Below are 14,574 nucleotides of genomic sequence, written 5' to 3'. Positions count from 1 at the left end.
GTCAGGTGGTCAGAAAACAGGGCAGGGATCGGCTGAATCTGTGCTCGAACACCAGGGAGGTCTCGAGGTGCACCACCTCCTCCCGGGAGGTGAAGTGATCGAACACGAAATTGCGCAGATGCTCGGTGTCGGCGACGCACAGATGCACCAGGAAATCATCCTTGCCCCCCATGTGGAACAGGCTGATCACCTCGGGCAGCAGCAGGATGGCATCGCGAAACTCGTCGATGATCTGGCGGCTGTGGCGCGCCAGTTGCAGCGAGACCATGGCCTGGATATGACCGCCGAGGGCCTGGTGATCGACCTCGCAGTGGGCCCCCTTGAGCACCCCATCCTGCTGCAGCTTGCGCACCCGCTCCAGGCAGGTGGAGGGCGCCACCCCGACCAGGGCCGCCAAGTCCTTGTTGGTCATCCCTGCATCACGAAACAGGTGCGCCAGGATATCCAGATCCAGCTGATCCAGGTTTCTCATCTCTACTCCTTGAACCGATCAAATTGTCCCAACTCTGCCCGACAAGCGCCGCAAACACAACGCGCAAGACGCCAGGGGCCGCGACCTGACGCCGCTGCGAGCCGGGCTGGCCGGCATCATGGCGATTGTTGTCAATAAATGTTTGCTTTTTGCCCAGGTTGCCGCCATAGTGTGCGCCGGCTAGTCAATCAACCCTGTTTATGTTTACCCTGCAATGCTTCACCTCACGATGAATCCTGTCAGTATCCGCATAACCTTCTTCTGATTTACTCGCCTTGAGAACCGTCAGGCTGTCTGCCTGCGTTGCCCGGCTCTCACGGTGCAGACCCGATCTGCCCACCCAAATTCACTATGCAACCGCATAGTCCTTGGCGCATTCCTTGAAACAGTGCAGACGCCCCTGACAGGGCTGGGTATTCCTGCGTGGATCTGACCACGCCCATTGACCTGACATTTGCAAATACAAGGAGCAAACACTTAATTTATATAGAGAAATACCATGATGAAAGCCATACAGACACACAAACCCCTGCGTCGCAGCAAACCCATCAACCTGCCCCCGCAAGAGCAGGATTCCGATGCGTTCCTGATCCAGTTCAGCACCCGCTTCAGCGGTGGCTTTGCCATCTCCTGTGATGGTATCGCCGGCGAGTTCTCCATCGAAGACCTCAACTGATCCCGCCTGCCCTTCGGCAGCGCACGATGCACAAGGGCCGCAACTCACGGCGGCCCTCCTTGTCCAACCACTCGCCTTCTACCCGCAGCCTGCCAGTGCAGCCTGTCGCCATCTGGCTCAGACCAGACTGGTTTCAGCTCCGCCAGCCTCCAGCAGCAGACACTCGTCCCCATCCTCGCTCAATTTCACCAGACGACTCTGTACCAGCCCCAGCTTGGCCAGCAGCGCCAGCGAGCGGGCATTGCCCGGGGTGACGATGGCGATGACCCGGGCGATCCCGAGCCGCTCCCGACCATCCCGCAGCGCCGCCTGCGCCGCCTCGATGGCATACCCCTGACCTCGCCAGGCGGGCAGGAAGGCGTAGCCAATGTCTTCGCAGGGCAGGCTGTCGCGCCTGATCAGGCCGCAGATCCCCAGCTTGGCGCCGTCACTGCGGCGGGCGACCAGATAGAGACCGTGGCCGTGATGGGCATAGCTGACGGCGGGCCCCTGCTGTATGTAATGCTCGGCATCGGCCAGGGTGCGCACCCCGCGATCGCCGATGTAGCGGTGGAAGTCGGCGTCGCTCAGCAGGGCGAGGATGAAGGGGGCATCGGCGCAGGTCAGCTCGCGCAGGATCAGGCGATCGGTAACAATCATGGGGTCTCTCACAGCAGGCCATGGATGGGGCCACTCCAGACTGCCCCCGGAAGGGGTCGATGGCAAGGGCCCGCACTCGGATCGGACGCTTCCCCTTGGGCAGGCTATACTGGTCGCCCTTTTCTGAGATAGCCCGAGATGATCCCATGAACGACATTCCCCATGACGATGCCAACGACACCGAATTTTTCGACGAGAAGACCCTGCTGGAGATGGTCGACAACCAGCTGCTCGACGGCCACCCGCTCCAGGTCAAGGCGACCCTGATGCGGCTGGTGATGAAGGGCACCCCGCGGGAGGAGGCGCTGCAGTACATCGCCTGCGCCCTGGGCGCCGAGCTGATGGCCATGGAGGCGGATCAGGGCCCCTTCAACGTCGAGCGTTACGCGCAATTCCTCGACACCCTGCCCGAGATGCCCTGGGCCGAGTGAACCGGGACGCCACCTCATTCAGGTAGGATCCCGCCACAACCGTTATCATTAACCCCCACCGGATTGAGGAGTATCGAACATGCGTTGGCAAAACCGTCGTGAGAGCAACAATGTCGAGGATCGCCGTCAGCAGGGCGGTGGCGGCGGGGGCCTGCCCCTGGGCGGCAAGGGGCGCCTGATCCTGCTGGTGGTGGTCATGGTCGCCGGTTACTACGGTGTGGATCTCGGCCCCCTGCTCAATGGCTCGGATCCGGGTCAGTCCATGTCGCAGCAACCGGCAGGCCAGCCGGGCAAGTCCGCCGCGGATGACGAGCTGGCGCGTTTCACCTCAGTGATGCTGGCCTCGACCGAAGACACCTGGGGCGCCATCTTCCAGAGTGCCGGCAGCCGTTACCAGCCTCCCAAGCTGGTGCTCTACCGCGGCGCGACCCGCACCGGCTGCGGCCAGGGGCAGGCAGTGATGGGTCCCTTCTACTGTCCCGCCGACCGCTCCGTCTACATAGACCTCTCCTTCTACCAGGACATGAAGACCAAGCTCAGGGCCGATGGCGACTTCGCCCAGGGTTACGTGGTCGCCCACGAGGTGGGCCATCATGTCCAGAACCTGCTCGGCATCTCCACCAAGGTGCGCCAACAGCAGCAGGGACTGAGCCAGGCGCGCCAGAACCAGCTGTCGGTCAAACTCGAATTGCAGGCGGACTGCTTCGCCGGGGTCTGGGGACACCAGATGGAACGGGAGCAGGTGCTGGAGCGCGGCGATCTGGAGGAGGCCCTCAACGCCGCCCAGGCCATCGGCGACGACCGCTTGCAACAGCAGAGCCAGGGGCGCGTGGTGCCGGACAGCTTCACCCACGGCAGCTCGGCCCAGCGCCTGGAGTGGTTCAAGCGGGGCTTTGACAGCGGGGATCCCGCCCGCTGCGACACCTTCGCCGCCCGCTGACCCCAGACAAAGGGGCCGGATCCTGGCAGGATCCGGCCCCTTTCGTCACAGTTTCCCCTCGGCGCCGAGGGATCCTCATCCGATCGCCCTCGTCAGGCGGGCGCGCAGGCCGCCCCCTCCTCCGGGTCTGCCGGCAGCAGATCGGTAAACAGGAAGTCATCCCGCAGCACGCTCTCCCCCACCCGTATCGCCAGCGGCCGCCGGAACATGGGGCCATCAAAGGCCAGGGTGTGGAATTCGCCGTTTTCACCGCAGGGATCCACGCCCGCGGGCAGGGCCGCCAGCAAGGCGTCATCGAAGGCATGACCCCCCAGGGTGGCCGGCAGCTTGCGGGGATCCAGGCAGCTGATGCGGGCCCTGAGCCCGGCGGCCATCATCTCCCGGGCGAGTTGCGCGGTATCGCTGCCCCAGAGCGGGAACAGGGGGCTGATGCCCGTCCCTTCGAGCTGTTTCTCTCGATAGGCGCGCACGTCCTCGAGGAAGAGATCGCCAAATGCCATATGGCGGACTCCACTGGCCACCACGCCCGCGATGAAGTCCCTCATGATCCGGCCATACTCCTCGTTGCTGCAGGGCCAGGGCAGATCGATGCAGTGCAGTGGCAGCCCCACGCACTCGGCCTGCTCCGTCAGCAACTGCTTGCGTACCCCGTGCATGGCCACCCGCTCGAACGCCTGGTTGAGGGTGGTAAATAGGCCCACCACCTCGATGTCCGGATCCTGGCGCAGGCGATGCAAGGCCCAGGCGCTGTCTTTGCCGCTGCTCCAGGAGAGCAGGACCCGTGTGGGGGCCACATCCCGTTGTTTCATTCGTTTCTCTCCTCATGGCACCACAGGATTGCAAGACTGTGTTGCACATTGTGCGATTTACACCCAGGGACACAAAAGCATACTCTCGAGGGTGAGCGTACCCCGGTACAAGGGGGAACAATAACGAAAAAATAATGGGGAAACATAAGGATATGACAACAGCCGCCCAATCAGATGGCCATGCCCGCCCACTCAACCGGCAGGATTACAAGACCCTGAGCCTGGCCGCCCTCGGCGGTGCCCTCGAGTTCTACGACTTCATCATCTTCGTCTTCTTCGCCGTGGTGATAGGCGAACTCTTCTTCCCCGCCGACATTCCCGAGTGGCTGCGCCAGTTCCAGACCTTCGGCATCTTCGCCGCCGGCTACCTGGCCCGCCCCCTGGGGGGCATCATCATGGCCCACTTCGGCGATCTCATCGGTCGCAAGCGCATGTTCACCCTCAGCATCATCATGATGGCGCTGCCCACCCTGCTGATCGGCCTGCTGCCCACCTATGCCGCCCTCGGCATAGCGGCGCCCCTGTTGCTGCTGCTGCTGCGGATCCTGCAAGGGGCCGCCATCGGCGGCGAAGTGCCGGGCGCCTGGGTCTTCGTGGCCGAACACGTGCCCGCCCGCCGCATCGGGGTCGCCTGCGGCACTCTCACCGCCGGGCTGACCGCCGGCATACTGCTCGGCTCCCTGGTGGCCACCGCCATCAACCGCGGCATGAGCCCGCTGGAGGTGAGCGAGTGGGGTTGGCGCCTGGCCTTCATCCTCGGCGGCGTGTTCGGCATCGTCGCCATGTACTTGCGCCGCTGGCTGCACGAGACCCCGGTGTTTGCCGAGATGCAGGCCAACAAGACCCTGGCCGAGGAGCTGCCCCTCAAGACGGTGCTGCGCGAGCACAAGGGCAGCGTCATCGTCTCCATGCTGCTGACCTGGCTGCTCTCCGCCGGCATAGTGGTGGTGATCCTGATGACCCCCACCTATCTGCAGAAGCTGCACGGGGTCAGCCCGGCCGATGCCCTGACCGCCAACTCCCTGGCCATCCTGGCCCTCACCCTGGGCTGCATCGTCTACGGCCGCCTCATCGATGCCCTTGGCAGCGGTCCCACCTTCACGCTGGGCTCACTGCTGCTGGCCGGTGCCTGTTACGCCTTCTACCACGGGCTGCAGGCCGGCACCGAGCAGCTGGTCCCCCTCTATACCCTGGCGGGTTTCGCGGTGGGGATCGTCGGCGCCGTGCCCTATGTGATGGTCAATGCCTTCCCGGCCGTGGTGCGCTTCTCCGGGTTGTCGTTCTCCTACAACGTGGCCTACGCCATCTTCGGTGGCCTCACCCCCATGCTGGTCACGCTCTGGATGAAGCACGACGTGCTGGCGCCCTCCCACTATGTGATGGCCCTGTCGGCCCTCGGCTTCCTGCTCGGCCTCTTCCTCTGGTCCCGGCAGCGCAGCCAGCGGCAGGTCGTGCCCCAGGCGGCCTGACGCACCCAGGCATGGCCCGCTGGCTGGGGCAGTGCCGGCCTCAATCCGTCCGATGACGCGCCCCGACTCCGGTCGGGGCGCGGCTATATGGCCTGTGTTCAGCATGGCCGACATAAGCTAGCCTTCCCCTGAGCCAGGCGCTGCCGGGCTGGTCCCCATTCAACTCATTCGAGGCTCAAGATGTTCTTTCAGGTCGTATTTCTCGCCTTGCTGGCGCTGCTGCCCATGGTCAACCCGCCCACCACGGCCACCCTGCTGCTGGGGCTGAGCAAGGGGATGTCCCGCGAACACCTGCGCCGCCAGATCAACCTGGCCGCCCTCTATCTGTTCGCCACCCTCTGCGTCAGCTTCTTCATCGGCTCCTCGATCCTGGATCTGTTCGGGATCTCCATCCCTGGCCTGCGCCTGGCCGGTGGTCTCATCATCGCCTTCATCGGCTTTCGCATGCTGTTCCCCGCCCCGACCCAGGGGGGAGACGCCGACATCAACCAGAGCATCGCCTTCGTGCCCCTCACCATGCCCAGCATGTGCGGCCCGGGTACCATGGCCCTGGTGATCAGCGGCGCCGCCCAGATCGCCGAGCTGCCCGCCGACGACAACCGCGTCGTCATCTACGGCGCCGTGGTCACGGCGTTCGCCCTGATGAGTCTGATCAGCTGGGGCGTGCTCAAGCTGGCGGATCCGGTCTGCAAGCTGCTCGGTGCCACCGGCATCGACGCCATGACCCGCATCATGGGTTTCCTGCTGGTGTGCATGGGCATGCAGTTCTGCATCAACGGGGTCAAGGAGGTGGCACAGGATCCCGTGTTCCACGGCGCAGCCATGACCCAGGTGGCCCCTTCTCTGCCCCAGGTTGCCGGGGCTCTCGAACAGCGGCAAGAAGCCCGCCACCCCTGACTGAAGACGGTGTCATGTCACCCCGGCAGCCATCGCCACGGGTGCGCCCGATCACATCATGGGCACGCCGCTCACTCGGCTCATTTTTCATACAGTGGCGGTTCAGGGAGCGGCTGTTAGCGTTGCACCCAGACCCCAGTCACTCCAGGAGAGAGATAAATGGAAAAGACGCTGACCGAGATTGGCAGTTACAGCCTGTTTCATGAATATCTGAATGTGGTCGGTGCTGCCAGTCCTGCCCTGACCCGGATCCAGACCAGATGGGAGTACAAGCGATCCAACCGTCTGCTGGCCCAGATCAGGGTCGATCCCCAAGGCAAGGCGCGGTTCTACATAGATGCCAAGGCCATCTCGGCCAACTAACCCGCCGTCACCCCGGCTCGTCCACCCCGGTCAACTGACCGGGTTTTTTGTTGGCTCGGCGCCGGGCAGATAGGACAACCCCGGCACCGGCCGGGGTTTGACTGCAACTGACCTTGTCGGATTCCGCTACGCGGCTGACCCAGGCTACTGGGTGCCACCCACGGTCAATTGATCCAGCTTGAGGGTGGGCTGGCCGACCCCGACCGGCACGCTCTGCCCCTCCTTGCCGCAGACCCCGACCCCGCGATCCAGGGCAAGGTCGTGACCCACCATGGAGACCTGGCTCATGGCCTCGGGCCCGTTGCCGATCAGGGTCGCCCCCTTGATGGGCGCGGTGATCCTGCCGTCTTCGATGAGGTAGGCCTCGGAGGCGGAGAAGACGAACTTGCCTGAGGTGATGTCCACCTGGCCGCCGCCGAAGTTGGGGGCATAGATCCCCTTCTTCACCGAGGCGATGATCTCCGCCGGATCGTACTGACCCGCCAGCATGTAGGTATTGGTCATGCGCGGCATCGGCAGGGCGGCGTAGGATTCGCGCCGGCCGTTGCCGGTGAGCGGCACCCCCATCAGGCGGGCGTTCTGCTTGTCCTGCAGGTAGCCCTTGAGGATGCCGTTCTCGATGAGCACGTTGTAGCCCCCCGGCGTCCCCTCGTCATCGATGGAGACGGAGCCGCGACGCCCCGGCAGGGTGCCGTCATCGACTATGGTGCAGTGTTTGGAGGCGACCTGCTCGCCGATGCGCCCCGAGAAGGCGGACGAGCCTTTGCGGTTGAAGTCCCCCTCCAGGCCGTGGCCCACCGCCTCGTGCAGCAGCACGCCGGGCCAGCCGGCGCCGAGCACCACCGGCATGGTGCCGGCCGGGGCATCGATGGCATCGAGGTTGACCAAGGCCTGGCGCACCGCTTCACGCACATAGCCAAAGGCCCGGCTCTCCAGGCCATCCAGCTCCAGGAACCAGTCGTAGCCAAAGCGGCCACCGCCACCGGCGCTGCCCCGCTCCCGCCGCCCGTCCCGCTCCGCCAGCACGGTGACCGAGAGCCGCACCAGGGGGCGCACGTCGGCGGCCAGGGTACCGTCGGTGGCGGCCACCAGTATCTCCTCGTAGACGCCATTGATGGAGGCCATCACCTGGCTCACCGCCGGGTCCAGGCTGCGGGCGAACTTGTCCATCTGCTCGAGCAGGGCGATCTTCTGGCGCTTGTCCAGGGTCTGCAGGGGATCCAGGGCCGGGTAGAGCAGGTTTGCCGAAGTTCTGGCCCACGCCTTCACCTTGCCCTCCCCCCCTGCGGCGGCGATGCCGCGGGCGGCGGTGACGGACTGGATCAGGGCCCGCAGGCTCAACTCGTCCGAGTAGGCGAAGCCGGTCTTCTCGCCGCTGACGGCGCGCACCCCCACGCCCTGATCGATGTTGTAGCTGCCATCCTTGACGATGCCGTCCTCCAGCATCCAGGACTCGTGCCAGCTGCGCTGGAAATAGAGATCACCAAACTCCACCTGATGGCTCATCAGGCTGCCGAGCAGCTGTTGCAGCCGCCCTTCGTCGAGGTCGTTCGGGGCCAACAGGGAGGCACTCACCTGGCTCAATAGACTCAATCTTCTTCTCCACTCTCGTAACGAGCTGTTTTAATCGTCTTGCCGACGGGTTGGCAACAAGCCGCACCATCACAACAAACGGGCATGGGTCAGCACCGGCATGGTGCGATGCAATTCGTCGATAAGCCCGGGCTCCATCTTCGCCAGCACCAGGCCGCAGCCGGTCGGCTGGCAAGCGAGCACCCGGCCCCAGGGGTCGATCACCATGCTGTGGCCCCAGGTCTGGCGCCCCGTCTCGTGGGTGCCCCCCTGGTTGGCGGCCACCACGTAGCACTGGTTTTCGATGGCGCGGGCCCGCAGCAGCGGCTCCCAATGGGCCTCTCCGGTCACGGCGGTGAAGGCGGCGGGTACCAGCAGCACCCGGGCACCGGCCCGGGCCAGCTGGCGATAGAGCTCGGGAAAGCGCAGATCATAACAGATAGAGAGGCCGAGGGGACCAAAGGGGGAGTCCACCAGCACAGGCGCATCCCCCGGGCTGAAGGTCTCCGACTCCCGGTAGCGACCGTGATTGTCCGCCACGTCCACGTCGAACAGGTGGATCTTGTGGTAGTGGCCCCTGAGCGCGCCATCGGGGTCGAACACCAGGGAACTGGTGTGGATATGACCAGCCCCCGGGATGCGGGTGGGCATGGCTCCGGCCAGCAGCCAGATCCCGTACTCTCGCGCCCAGGCGGCCAGTTGGGTCTGGATCGGGCCCTCCCCCAGGGCCTCTGCACCGTCCAGATAACCCTGGCGCTCGCCAAAGAGGGCGAAGTTTTCCGGCAGCAACACCAGCAAGGGTCGCTCGGGGGGCAGGGCCGCCAGCTGTTCGGCGATCCGGGCCCGGTTATCGGCCCAGCCCCTGCCAGAGACCAGCTGCATCGCACATAACCACATGACACACTCCTTGTTCGTTACCAGGATGGGGTCTCAGCGTTGGGACGGGCCATCATGCTTGGGGTTGAGCAGGAAGGGGCTCACCTCCTGACTCTCGGGCGCCAGGGTCGGCGCCACGGCGTCCACCGCCTGCTTCTGCTCCTGATTGAGCTTGATCATGGCCCGGTTGCGGCCCGCCTCGATCAGTCTTGGGGAATCGATGGGGCCAGAGACCCGAAAATCGATGCGGGTGATCACGTCCACCACGGGCTCGAGCAGCTTGGAGAGCGCCAGCACATAGAGTCCGGTGATGGGGGTCAGGGAGAAGGCCGCCACCACCGGCAGCGTGCCTCCCAGATTGGGGGAGAAGCTGAGGTCGTAATCCACATGCCAGCGCACGAAATCCAGAACCCCCTCTCCCCTGAGATTACCCGCGGCGCCCTTCATGTAGAAGTCATTGTTGCGGGCCACCCCCTGGCTGATGTCGGCGCTGGCGGACATGGACTCGAAGTAGAAGCCCTTGTCGAACACGTCGCGAAAATCGAGGCGCAGCTTGCGCAGCAAGGAGTCCAGGCTCAGCAGGGAGAGCAGGCGCGCCCCCTTGTCGTTGACCTCCCGCAGTGTGCCCCCCTCCAGCTGATAGTCGACCTTGCCGGCCAGGCTTCCGAGTTGGGGACGGTAGGGCACATCCTGCCAGCTGAGGCTCGCCTTGGCCTTGCCCGGCGCGTCGCCGATGGGGGAGGTGTAGCCGAGCCGCTTGAGCAGCAGCTCGCTGTTCTTGCTGCTCGCCTCCAGCCGCACCCGGGTCTCCATGCCGGCGGCCGTGGCGAGCCAGTCGGCGCTGCCGCCGAGGCGGCTGTTGGCCAGCGCCATCTCGAACCCCTTGAGGCTCACCTTGCCGGCGGAGGGCACCAGCTCCCCCTTGATCGCGCCCAGGGGCAGCTCGCCGAAGCGGCAATCCACGCAATTGAAGGTGAGCCAGGGCACGGCGGCCATGATGGCCCTGTCCTGGCTCGCGTCGGCCCTGGGCCGCAGATCCTGGCTGCTGCCGGACCAGTGGATGCGGGCGAACCTGGCATCCACCGGCTGCCCGTCCGCCAGGGGGATGCGCACCACCCCCATCACGTCCGGGCTGTCTATCATCACCTCGGTGGCCCCGGCCACGGGGCCGACCGTGAACTGCACCGCCTTGAGCAGGGCGCTGCCCAGCCGCGCCTGGGCGATCTGGCCATCCACCCACCACTCCTGGGGCAGGAAGGAGGGCCCCACCAGGGCGGCGGCGCCATCGGCTCGCGTCGGCAGCCAGCGACCGAGGGCGGCGAGCCAGCCCGCCACATCGGCGCCGGGCTGATTGATGGCGATCACCATGGGCTTGTCCCGCAGCACCCTATTGCCCGCCCGCCCCACGTCCAGCCGCAGCCGCCGCAGGTAGGGGCTCGCCTCGCCATAGACCAGGCTGCTCTGCAGCGTCACGTCCGACCCGAGGGCGCCGTGGATCTCGGCCACCCCCTCCTGACCGCGCACACTCACCTTGAGGGGCTGACGCGTCCCCGCCGCCTTGGCGAGGGGGGGGGGCAGGGTGAGGGCCATGCCCTGCAAGTTGCTGTCGAGGCCGAGCTGGAAGTTGAACGGCTTGCCCTCCGGCAGGTTCAGCACCAGCTTGCCATGCCAGTCGCTGCGCCCCTGCAAGATGGCAAGGTTGCGGATCTGCGCCGGCTGACGGGTGCTGTCCCAGCTTCCCTTGAGGCCGAGATCGACTCTATACCCCCCAGGCGTCTGCTTGCCCAGATAGTCCAGGGTCAGGGGCTGATCCCACAGGCTGGCCTTGAGGCCGCGAAAACGGGTCTGCTCGTTGTCATAGTCGAGCCGGCCCTGCACCCGCGTCAGGGGCAGATCCAGGGCCGCCACCCGCACCCGGTTGTTGTTGAAGTCGGCGTGGCCCTCGGCCTTCACCTCCCCCTCACCATCCAGCGGAATATCGAGCTTGATGGTCCCCTTGAGCGGACCGCGCACCTCCAGCGCGCTCAGGGCCTGTCCCACGGTTCCCTTCAGGGGAGACGCCTGCAGATAGTCGCTGATGGCCTTGCCCTCCCCGGCCACCCTGGCGTCGATCAGGAGGTGGGCCCCGGGGTAGAGATCCGGGATCCAGGCATGGACATCGTCGGAACTCGCCTTGCCAAGCCGGGTGGCACGGCTGCGCATGTCGAGGCTGGCGTTCTGGAACAGGAGGTCAATCTGCAGATCGGTGAGGGGCTGCCAGCCGGGATCGAACTGGAAACGTGCGCCCTCGAGGGGCACGGCCACCTGAAAGATGCCCTCTCCCTTGGCATAAGGGAAATCCTTGAATTCACCGTACCAGAGCAGATCCGCCCCCTTGGCCTGCCCCCCCTGGATGGCGCCGCTCAGGTAGTCCACCAGGCTCTTGTCCATCACCTGCAACGGGAAGTAGCCGTCGGCATGGGCGGCATTCTTGACGTCGATGCGCCCGGTCAGGGCGAGGAAGGGGTGCTCGAACAAGTCGAGTCGAAAGCGGCTGGCGAGGGTCAGGTCCGGGTTGTCCAGGGCGATGTCCCGGCCATAGAGCACCCAGCCCCGTGGCGCCTGCCACCAGTCGAGCCGCGCCGAGAAGTCGTCGATGGGAATGACCCGCTTGAAGTGGCGGGCCGGATCCAGCTTGTCCTTGTGCATCGCCAGCCGGGCGCTGCCGCCGCCGGGGGTGAGCCAGAACTCGCCGTTCAGATCCCTCACCCCCGGCACGTCCTGCCAGGCGGTGACCTTGAGGTGGGAGAGTTGACCGTTCAGGGAGAGCCCCTGCCAGTCCCCATCGGCCTGGAGGATGAGATCCTGCAGCTGTCCCTCGGGTCGGGTCTGCTTGAGGGTCTCGGTCAGGCGAGGATAGAGGCCGGAGACCAGCTGGCTCAGGTTGGCGATCTGCGCGAGATCCACCGAGGGCACATAGCCCTGGATCCGGTTGCCTGTCCGCTCCAGTTGCAACCGGCTGCGCAACCAGGGCCTGCCATCGAGCCTGAAGGTCATCTCGTGGCTGGCGAGCTGCCAGTCATCCCCGTCCCGGCGCAGTTGCACCTTGCCATCCTTGAGGTCGAGGCGATGGGCCCCGTCCTTGGGGTCCTGCCAGATGAGGTAGTTATCGCCAAACGCCAGCAGGGAGTCCCCCACCCGGCCGTCGGCGAACCTGCTCCACAGCTGGAAGTCGAGCTGGCCCTCCACCCTGGGTTCGCCCCGGTGAATGCGGGCCAGCAAGGGCCCCAGATTGAGCCGGTTTGCCCCCAGATAGATCTGCCCCTCCAGCCGATCGAGCCGGTGGGAGGGGGTGGTCACGTCGACGATAAGGTCCAGGGTGCTCTCCCCCACCCCCTCCACCAGGTAGGCCTTGCCCACCCCCTGATGACGACTGCCGCCGTTTTGCCAGCGCAGACTCGCCACATTGAGGGCGCGCACCGCCCCCAGCGCCGTGGTGACGCTGACGCGGGTGTCGTGCACATCGAAGGTGTCGAGCTGGGTCAGCAGGAAGCGCAGCAAAGCCCGTTGTTGATCGTCTGGCCGATCGGTGCTGGCACCGGCCGGCTGGCTCAGATCGAGGTGAATGTCCCCGTCACCGAGCTGCAACTCCCCAAACACAGGCCTGAGTCGTTGCAGGGATTGCCAGGCATCGAGGTGGGCCCACACCTTGCCGAAACGCACCGAGAAGCGCCCCGAATCCCGGGCCAGGGTGAAATCGCTCAGGGTCAGCGCCGGTCCGCGCCGGGTCCAGTCCAGCCCGACCGCGGCCACGCTGGCCTCGAGCTGGGTATCCATCAGCAGCTGATCGAGCAGGGCCTGACGATGCTGGTTGAGCAAAGGCCCCCCTACCCGCACCAGGCTGACCAGGATGGCCAGCAGTACGAAGAAGATGCCCAGGGCCAGCCAGCCCCGACTCAACCAGCGATAGATCACTACATCATCACCACATCGAATTGTTCCTGGCCGCAGAGGGGTTCACTGATGACCCGCACCTGCTTGCCGATGAAGACTTCCAGCTCCGCCAGGCTGTGGGACTCCTCGCCGCGCAGATAGTCGGACACCGCCGGGGCGGCGTAGACGGTGAACTGATCCGCGTCGTAGGCGCGGTTGACCCGGATGATCTCCCGCAGGATCTCGAAACAGACCGACTCCACCGTCTTGACCCGGCCGCGGCCCTTGCACTCGGGACACTCGGAACAGAGCACGTGCTCCAGGCTCTCCCGGGTGCGCTTGCGGGTCATCTCCACCAGGCCGAGCTGGGAGAAGCCGTTGACGTTGGTCTTGGCCCTGTCTTTGGCCAGTGCCAGTTCCAGGCTGTGGAGCACCCGGCGGCGGTGATCCTCGGACTGCATGTCGATGAAATCGATGATGATGATGCCGCCGAGGTTGCGCAGGCGCAGGTGGCGGGCGATGGCCGCCGTCGCCTCGACGTTGGTGTTGAAGATGGTCTCTTCCAGGTTGCGATGGCCGACGAAGGCGCCGGTGTTGATGTCCACCGTGGTCATGGCTTCGGTCTGGTCGATGATGAGGTAGCCGCCGGATTTCAGCTCCACCTTGCGCTCCAGGGCACGCTGGATCTCGTTCTCCACGTCGTAGAGATCGAAGATGGGGGACTCGCCCGCGTAGTAGTCCAGCTTGCCGGCGAGCTCGGGCACGTACTCCTCGGTGAAGCGCTTGAGCGCCTCGAAGCTCTGGCGTGAATCCACCCGGATCTTGTCGAGCTCGGCGCCGACGAAGTCCCGCACAACCCGAAACGCCAGGCTGGGATCCTCGTAGAGGATCTTGCAGGGGGGATACTTCTGCTTGCGCTCGAGGATCTTGCGCCACAGCCGCTTCAAGAAGGCGGCGTCCTGCTCCAGCTCCTGCTCCCCCACCCCTTCGGCGGCGGTGCGGATGATGTAGCCACCGAGATCGTCCACATAGCCGGCCACGGTGCGCTTGAGCCGCTCGCGCTCCGCCTCGGACTCGATGCGCTGGGAGACGCCGACGTGGGCGCTGCCCGGCATGAACACCAGATAGCGGGAAGGCAGGGTGATATCGGTGGTGAGGCGGGCCCCTTTGGTACCGAGCGGGTCTTTGACCACCTGCACCATGATGTCCTGGCCCTGGCGCACCAGCTCGGCGATGTTGCCCGCCTGGAACTGCTCCTTCTCCTTCACCGCCACGCACTCGGTGTGGGGCACTATGTCGGAGGCGTGCAGGAAGGCGGCCTTGTCCATGCCGATGTCGACGAAGGCGGCCTGCATGCCGGGCAGCACCCGGCTGATCTTGCCCTTGTAGATGTTGCCCACTATGCCGCGCTTGGCCTGGCGCTCCACATGCACTTCCTGCAGCAGGCCGTTTTCGACCAGGGCGACCCGGGTCTCTGAGGGGGTGACGTTCACCAGCAGTTCTACCGACATAAGTTAC

13 protein-coding genes are annotated in these 14,574 nt (G+C 65.4%); 6 read left to right on the top strand and 7 right to left on the bottom strand.

Features of this window, described 5'->3' with window-relative positions; translation table 11 throughout:
* Position 1: 1 nt before the first annotated feature.
* The gene (locus ACLHZ1_RS13205) at positions 2–472 is read right to left on the bottom strand and encodes an Lrp/AsnC family transcriptional regulator (protein WP_042001133.1); all 471 of its coding nucleotides are present in this window, start codon (positions 470–472) and stop codon (positions 2–4) included.
* A gap of 499 nt (positions 473–971) precedes the next feature.
* On the opposite strand from ACLHZ1_RS13205, the gene ACLHZ1_RS13200 reads away from it, so the two are divergent.
* Positions 972–1,148: a hypothetical protein gene (locus tag ACLHZ1_RS13200; RefSeq protein ID WP_084205547.1), complete on the top strand. Its 177-nt coding sequence runs from the start codon at positions 972–974 to the stop codon at positions 1,146–1,148.
* A 117-nt stretch (positions 1,149–1,265) separates the two neighbouring features.
* Here ACLHZ1_RS13200 and ACLHZ1_RS13195 read toward each other — a convergent pair whose 3' ends face one another.
* Entirely contained in the window at positions 1,266–1,787 is a 522-nt protein-coding gene (locus tag ACLHZ1_RS13195) for a GNAT family N-acetyltransferase (protein ID WP_427262458.1), read from the bottom strand.
* A 146-nt stretch (positions 1,788–1,933) separates the two neighbouring features.
* Here ACLHZ1_RS13195 and ACLHZ1_RS13190 point away from each other — a divergent pair, with 146 nt between their 5' ends.
* Together ACLHZ1_RS13190 and ypfJ are read left to right on the top strand one after the other, a co-directional pair.
* Positions 1,934–2,218 (top strand): hypothetical protein, encoded by a 285-nt coding sequence (locus ACLHZ1_RS13190; protein WP_427262457.1) that lies wholly within the window; start codon positions 1,934–1,936, stop codon positions 2,216–2,218.
* 79 nt (positions 2,219–2,297) lie between these two features.
* Positions 2,298–3,158: a KPN_02809 family neutral zinc metallopeptidase gene (gene ypfJ, locus ACLHZ1_RS13185; RefSeq protein WP_427262456.1), complete on the top strand. Its 861-nt coding sequence runs from the start codon at positions 2,298–2,300 to the stop codon at positions 3,156–3,158.
* A gap of 92 nt (positions 3,159–3,250) precedes the next feature.
* On the opposite strand, the gene ACLHZ1_RS13180 is transcribed toward ypfJ, so the two are convergent.
* Entirely contained in the window at positions 3,251–3,952 is a 702-nt protein-coding gene (locus ACLHZ1_RS13180; protein WP_427262480.1) for an ATP-binding protein, read from the bottom strand.
* Between the two features lie 167 nt (positions 3,953–4,119).
* Here ACLHZ1_RS13180 and ACLHZ1_RS13175 point away from each other — a divergent pair, with 167 nt between their 5' ends.
* The 3 genes from ACLHZ1_RS13175 to ACLHZ1_RS13165 all read left to right on the top strand — a co-directional run bounded on the left by ACLHZ1_RS13175 (position 4,120) and on the right by ACLHZ1_RS13165 (position 6,696).
* Positions 4,120–5,436 (top strand): MFS transporter, encoded by a 1,317-nt coding sequence (locus tag ACLHZ1_RS13175; RefSeq protein ID WP_427262455.1) that lies wholly within the window; start codon positions 4,120–4,122, stop codon positions 5,434–5,436.
* Positions 5,437–5,616: 180 nt separating this feature from the next.
* A complete protein-coding gene (locus ACLHZ1_RS13170) occupies positions 5,617–6,333 on the top strand; it encodes a MarC family NAAT transporter (RefSeq protein ID WP_427262454.1) in 717 nt (238 codons plus the stop codon).
* A 159-nt stretch (positions 6,334–6,492) separates the two neighbouring features.
* Entirely contained in the window at positions 6,493–6,696 is a 204-nt protein-coding gene (locus ACLHZ1_RS13165; RefSeq protein ID WP_427262453.1) for a hypothetical protein, read from the top strand.
* A 144-nt stretch (positions 6,697–6,840) separates the two neighbouring features.
* Here ACLHZ1_RS13165 and tldD read toward each other — a convergent pair whose 3' ends face one another.
* The 4 genes from tldD to rng form a co-directional block, all read right to left on the bottom strand.
* Positions 6,841–8,289: a metalloprotease TldD gene (gene tldD / locus ACLHZ1_RS13160; RefSeq protein WP_427262452.1), complete on the bottom strand. Its 1,449-nt coding sequence runs from the start codon at positions 8,287–8,289 to the stop codon at positions 6,841–6,843.
* 69 nt (positions 8,290–8,358) lie between these two features.
* A complete protein-coding gene (locus tag ACLHZ1_RS13155; protein WP_427262451.1) occupies positions 8,359–9,165 on the bottom strand; it encodes a carbon-nitrogen hydrolase family protein in 807 nt (268 codons plus the stop codon).
* 33 nt (positions 9,166–9,198) lie between these two features.
* The gene (locus ACLHZ1_RS13150; RefSeq protein WP_427262450.1) at positions 9,199–13,098 is read right to left on the bottom strand and encodes a YhdP family protein; all 3,900 of its coding nucleotides are present in this window, start codon (positions 13,096–13,098) and stop codon (positions 9,199–9,201) included.
* Positions 13,098–14,567, bottom strand: coding sequence for a ribonuclease G (gene rng / locus ACLHZ1_RS13145; RefSeq protein ID WP_042001162.1), 1,470 nt, complete (start codon positions 14,565–14,567; stop codon positions 13,098–13,100). The genes ACLHZ1_RS13150 and rng overlap by 1 nt, the downstream gene beginning before the upstream one ends.
* Positions 14,568–14,574: the final 7 nt, after the last annotated feature.

The organism is Aeromonas sobria (genome assembly GCF_050266975.1).
GTDB classification, from domain to species: domain Bacteria; phylum Pseudomonadota; class Gammaproteobacteria; order Enterobacterales; family Aeromonadaceae; genus Aeromonas; species Aeromonas sobria_B.
The sequence above is the reverse complement of the archived record's forward strand: the minus strand, read 5'-3'. Positions and strand labels throughout refer to the sequence as shown.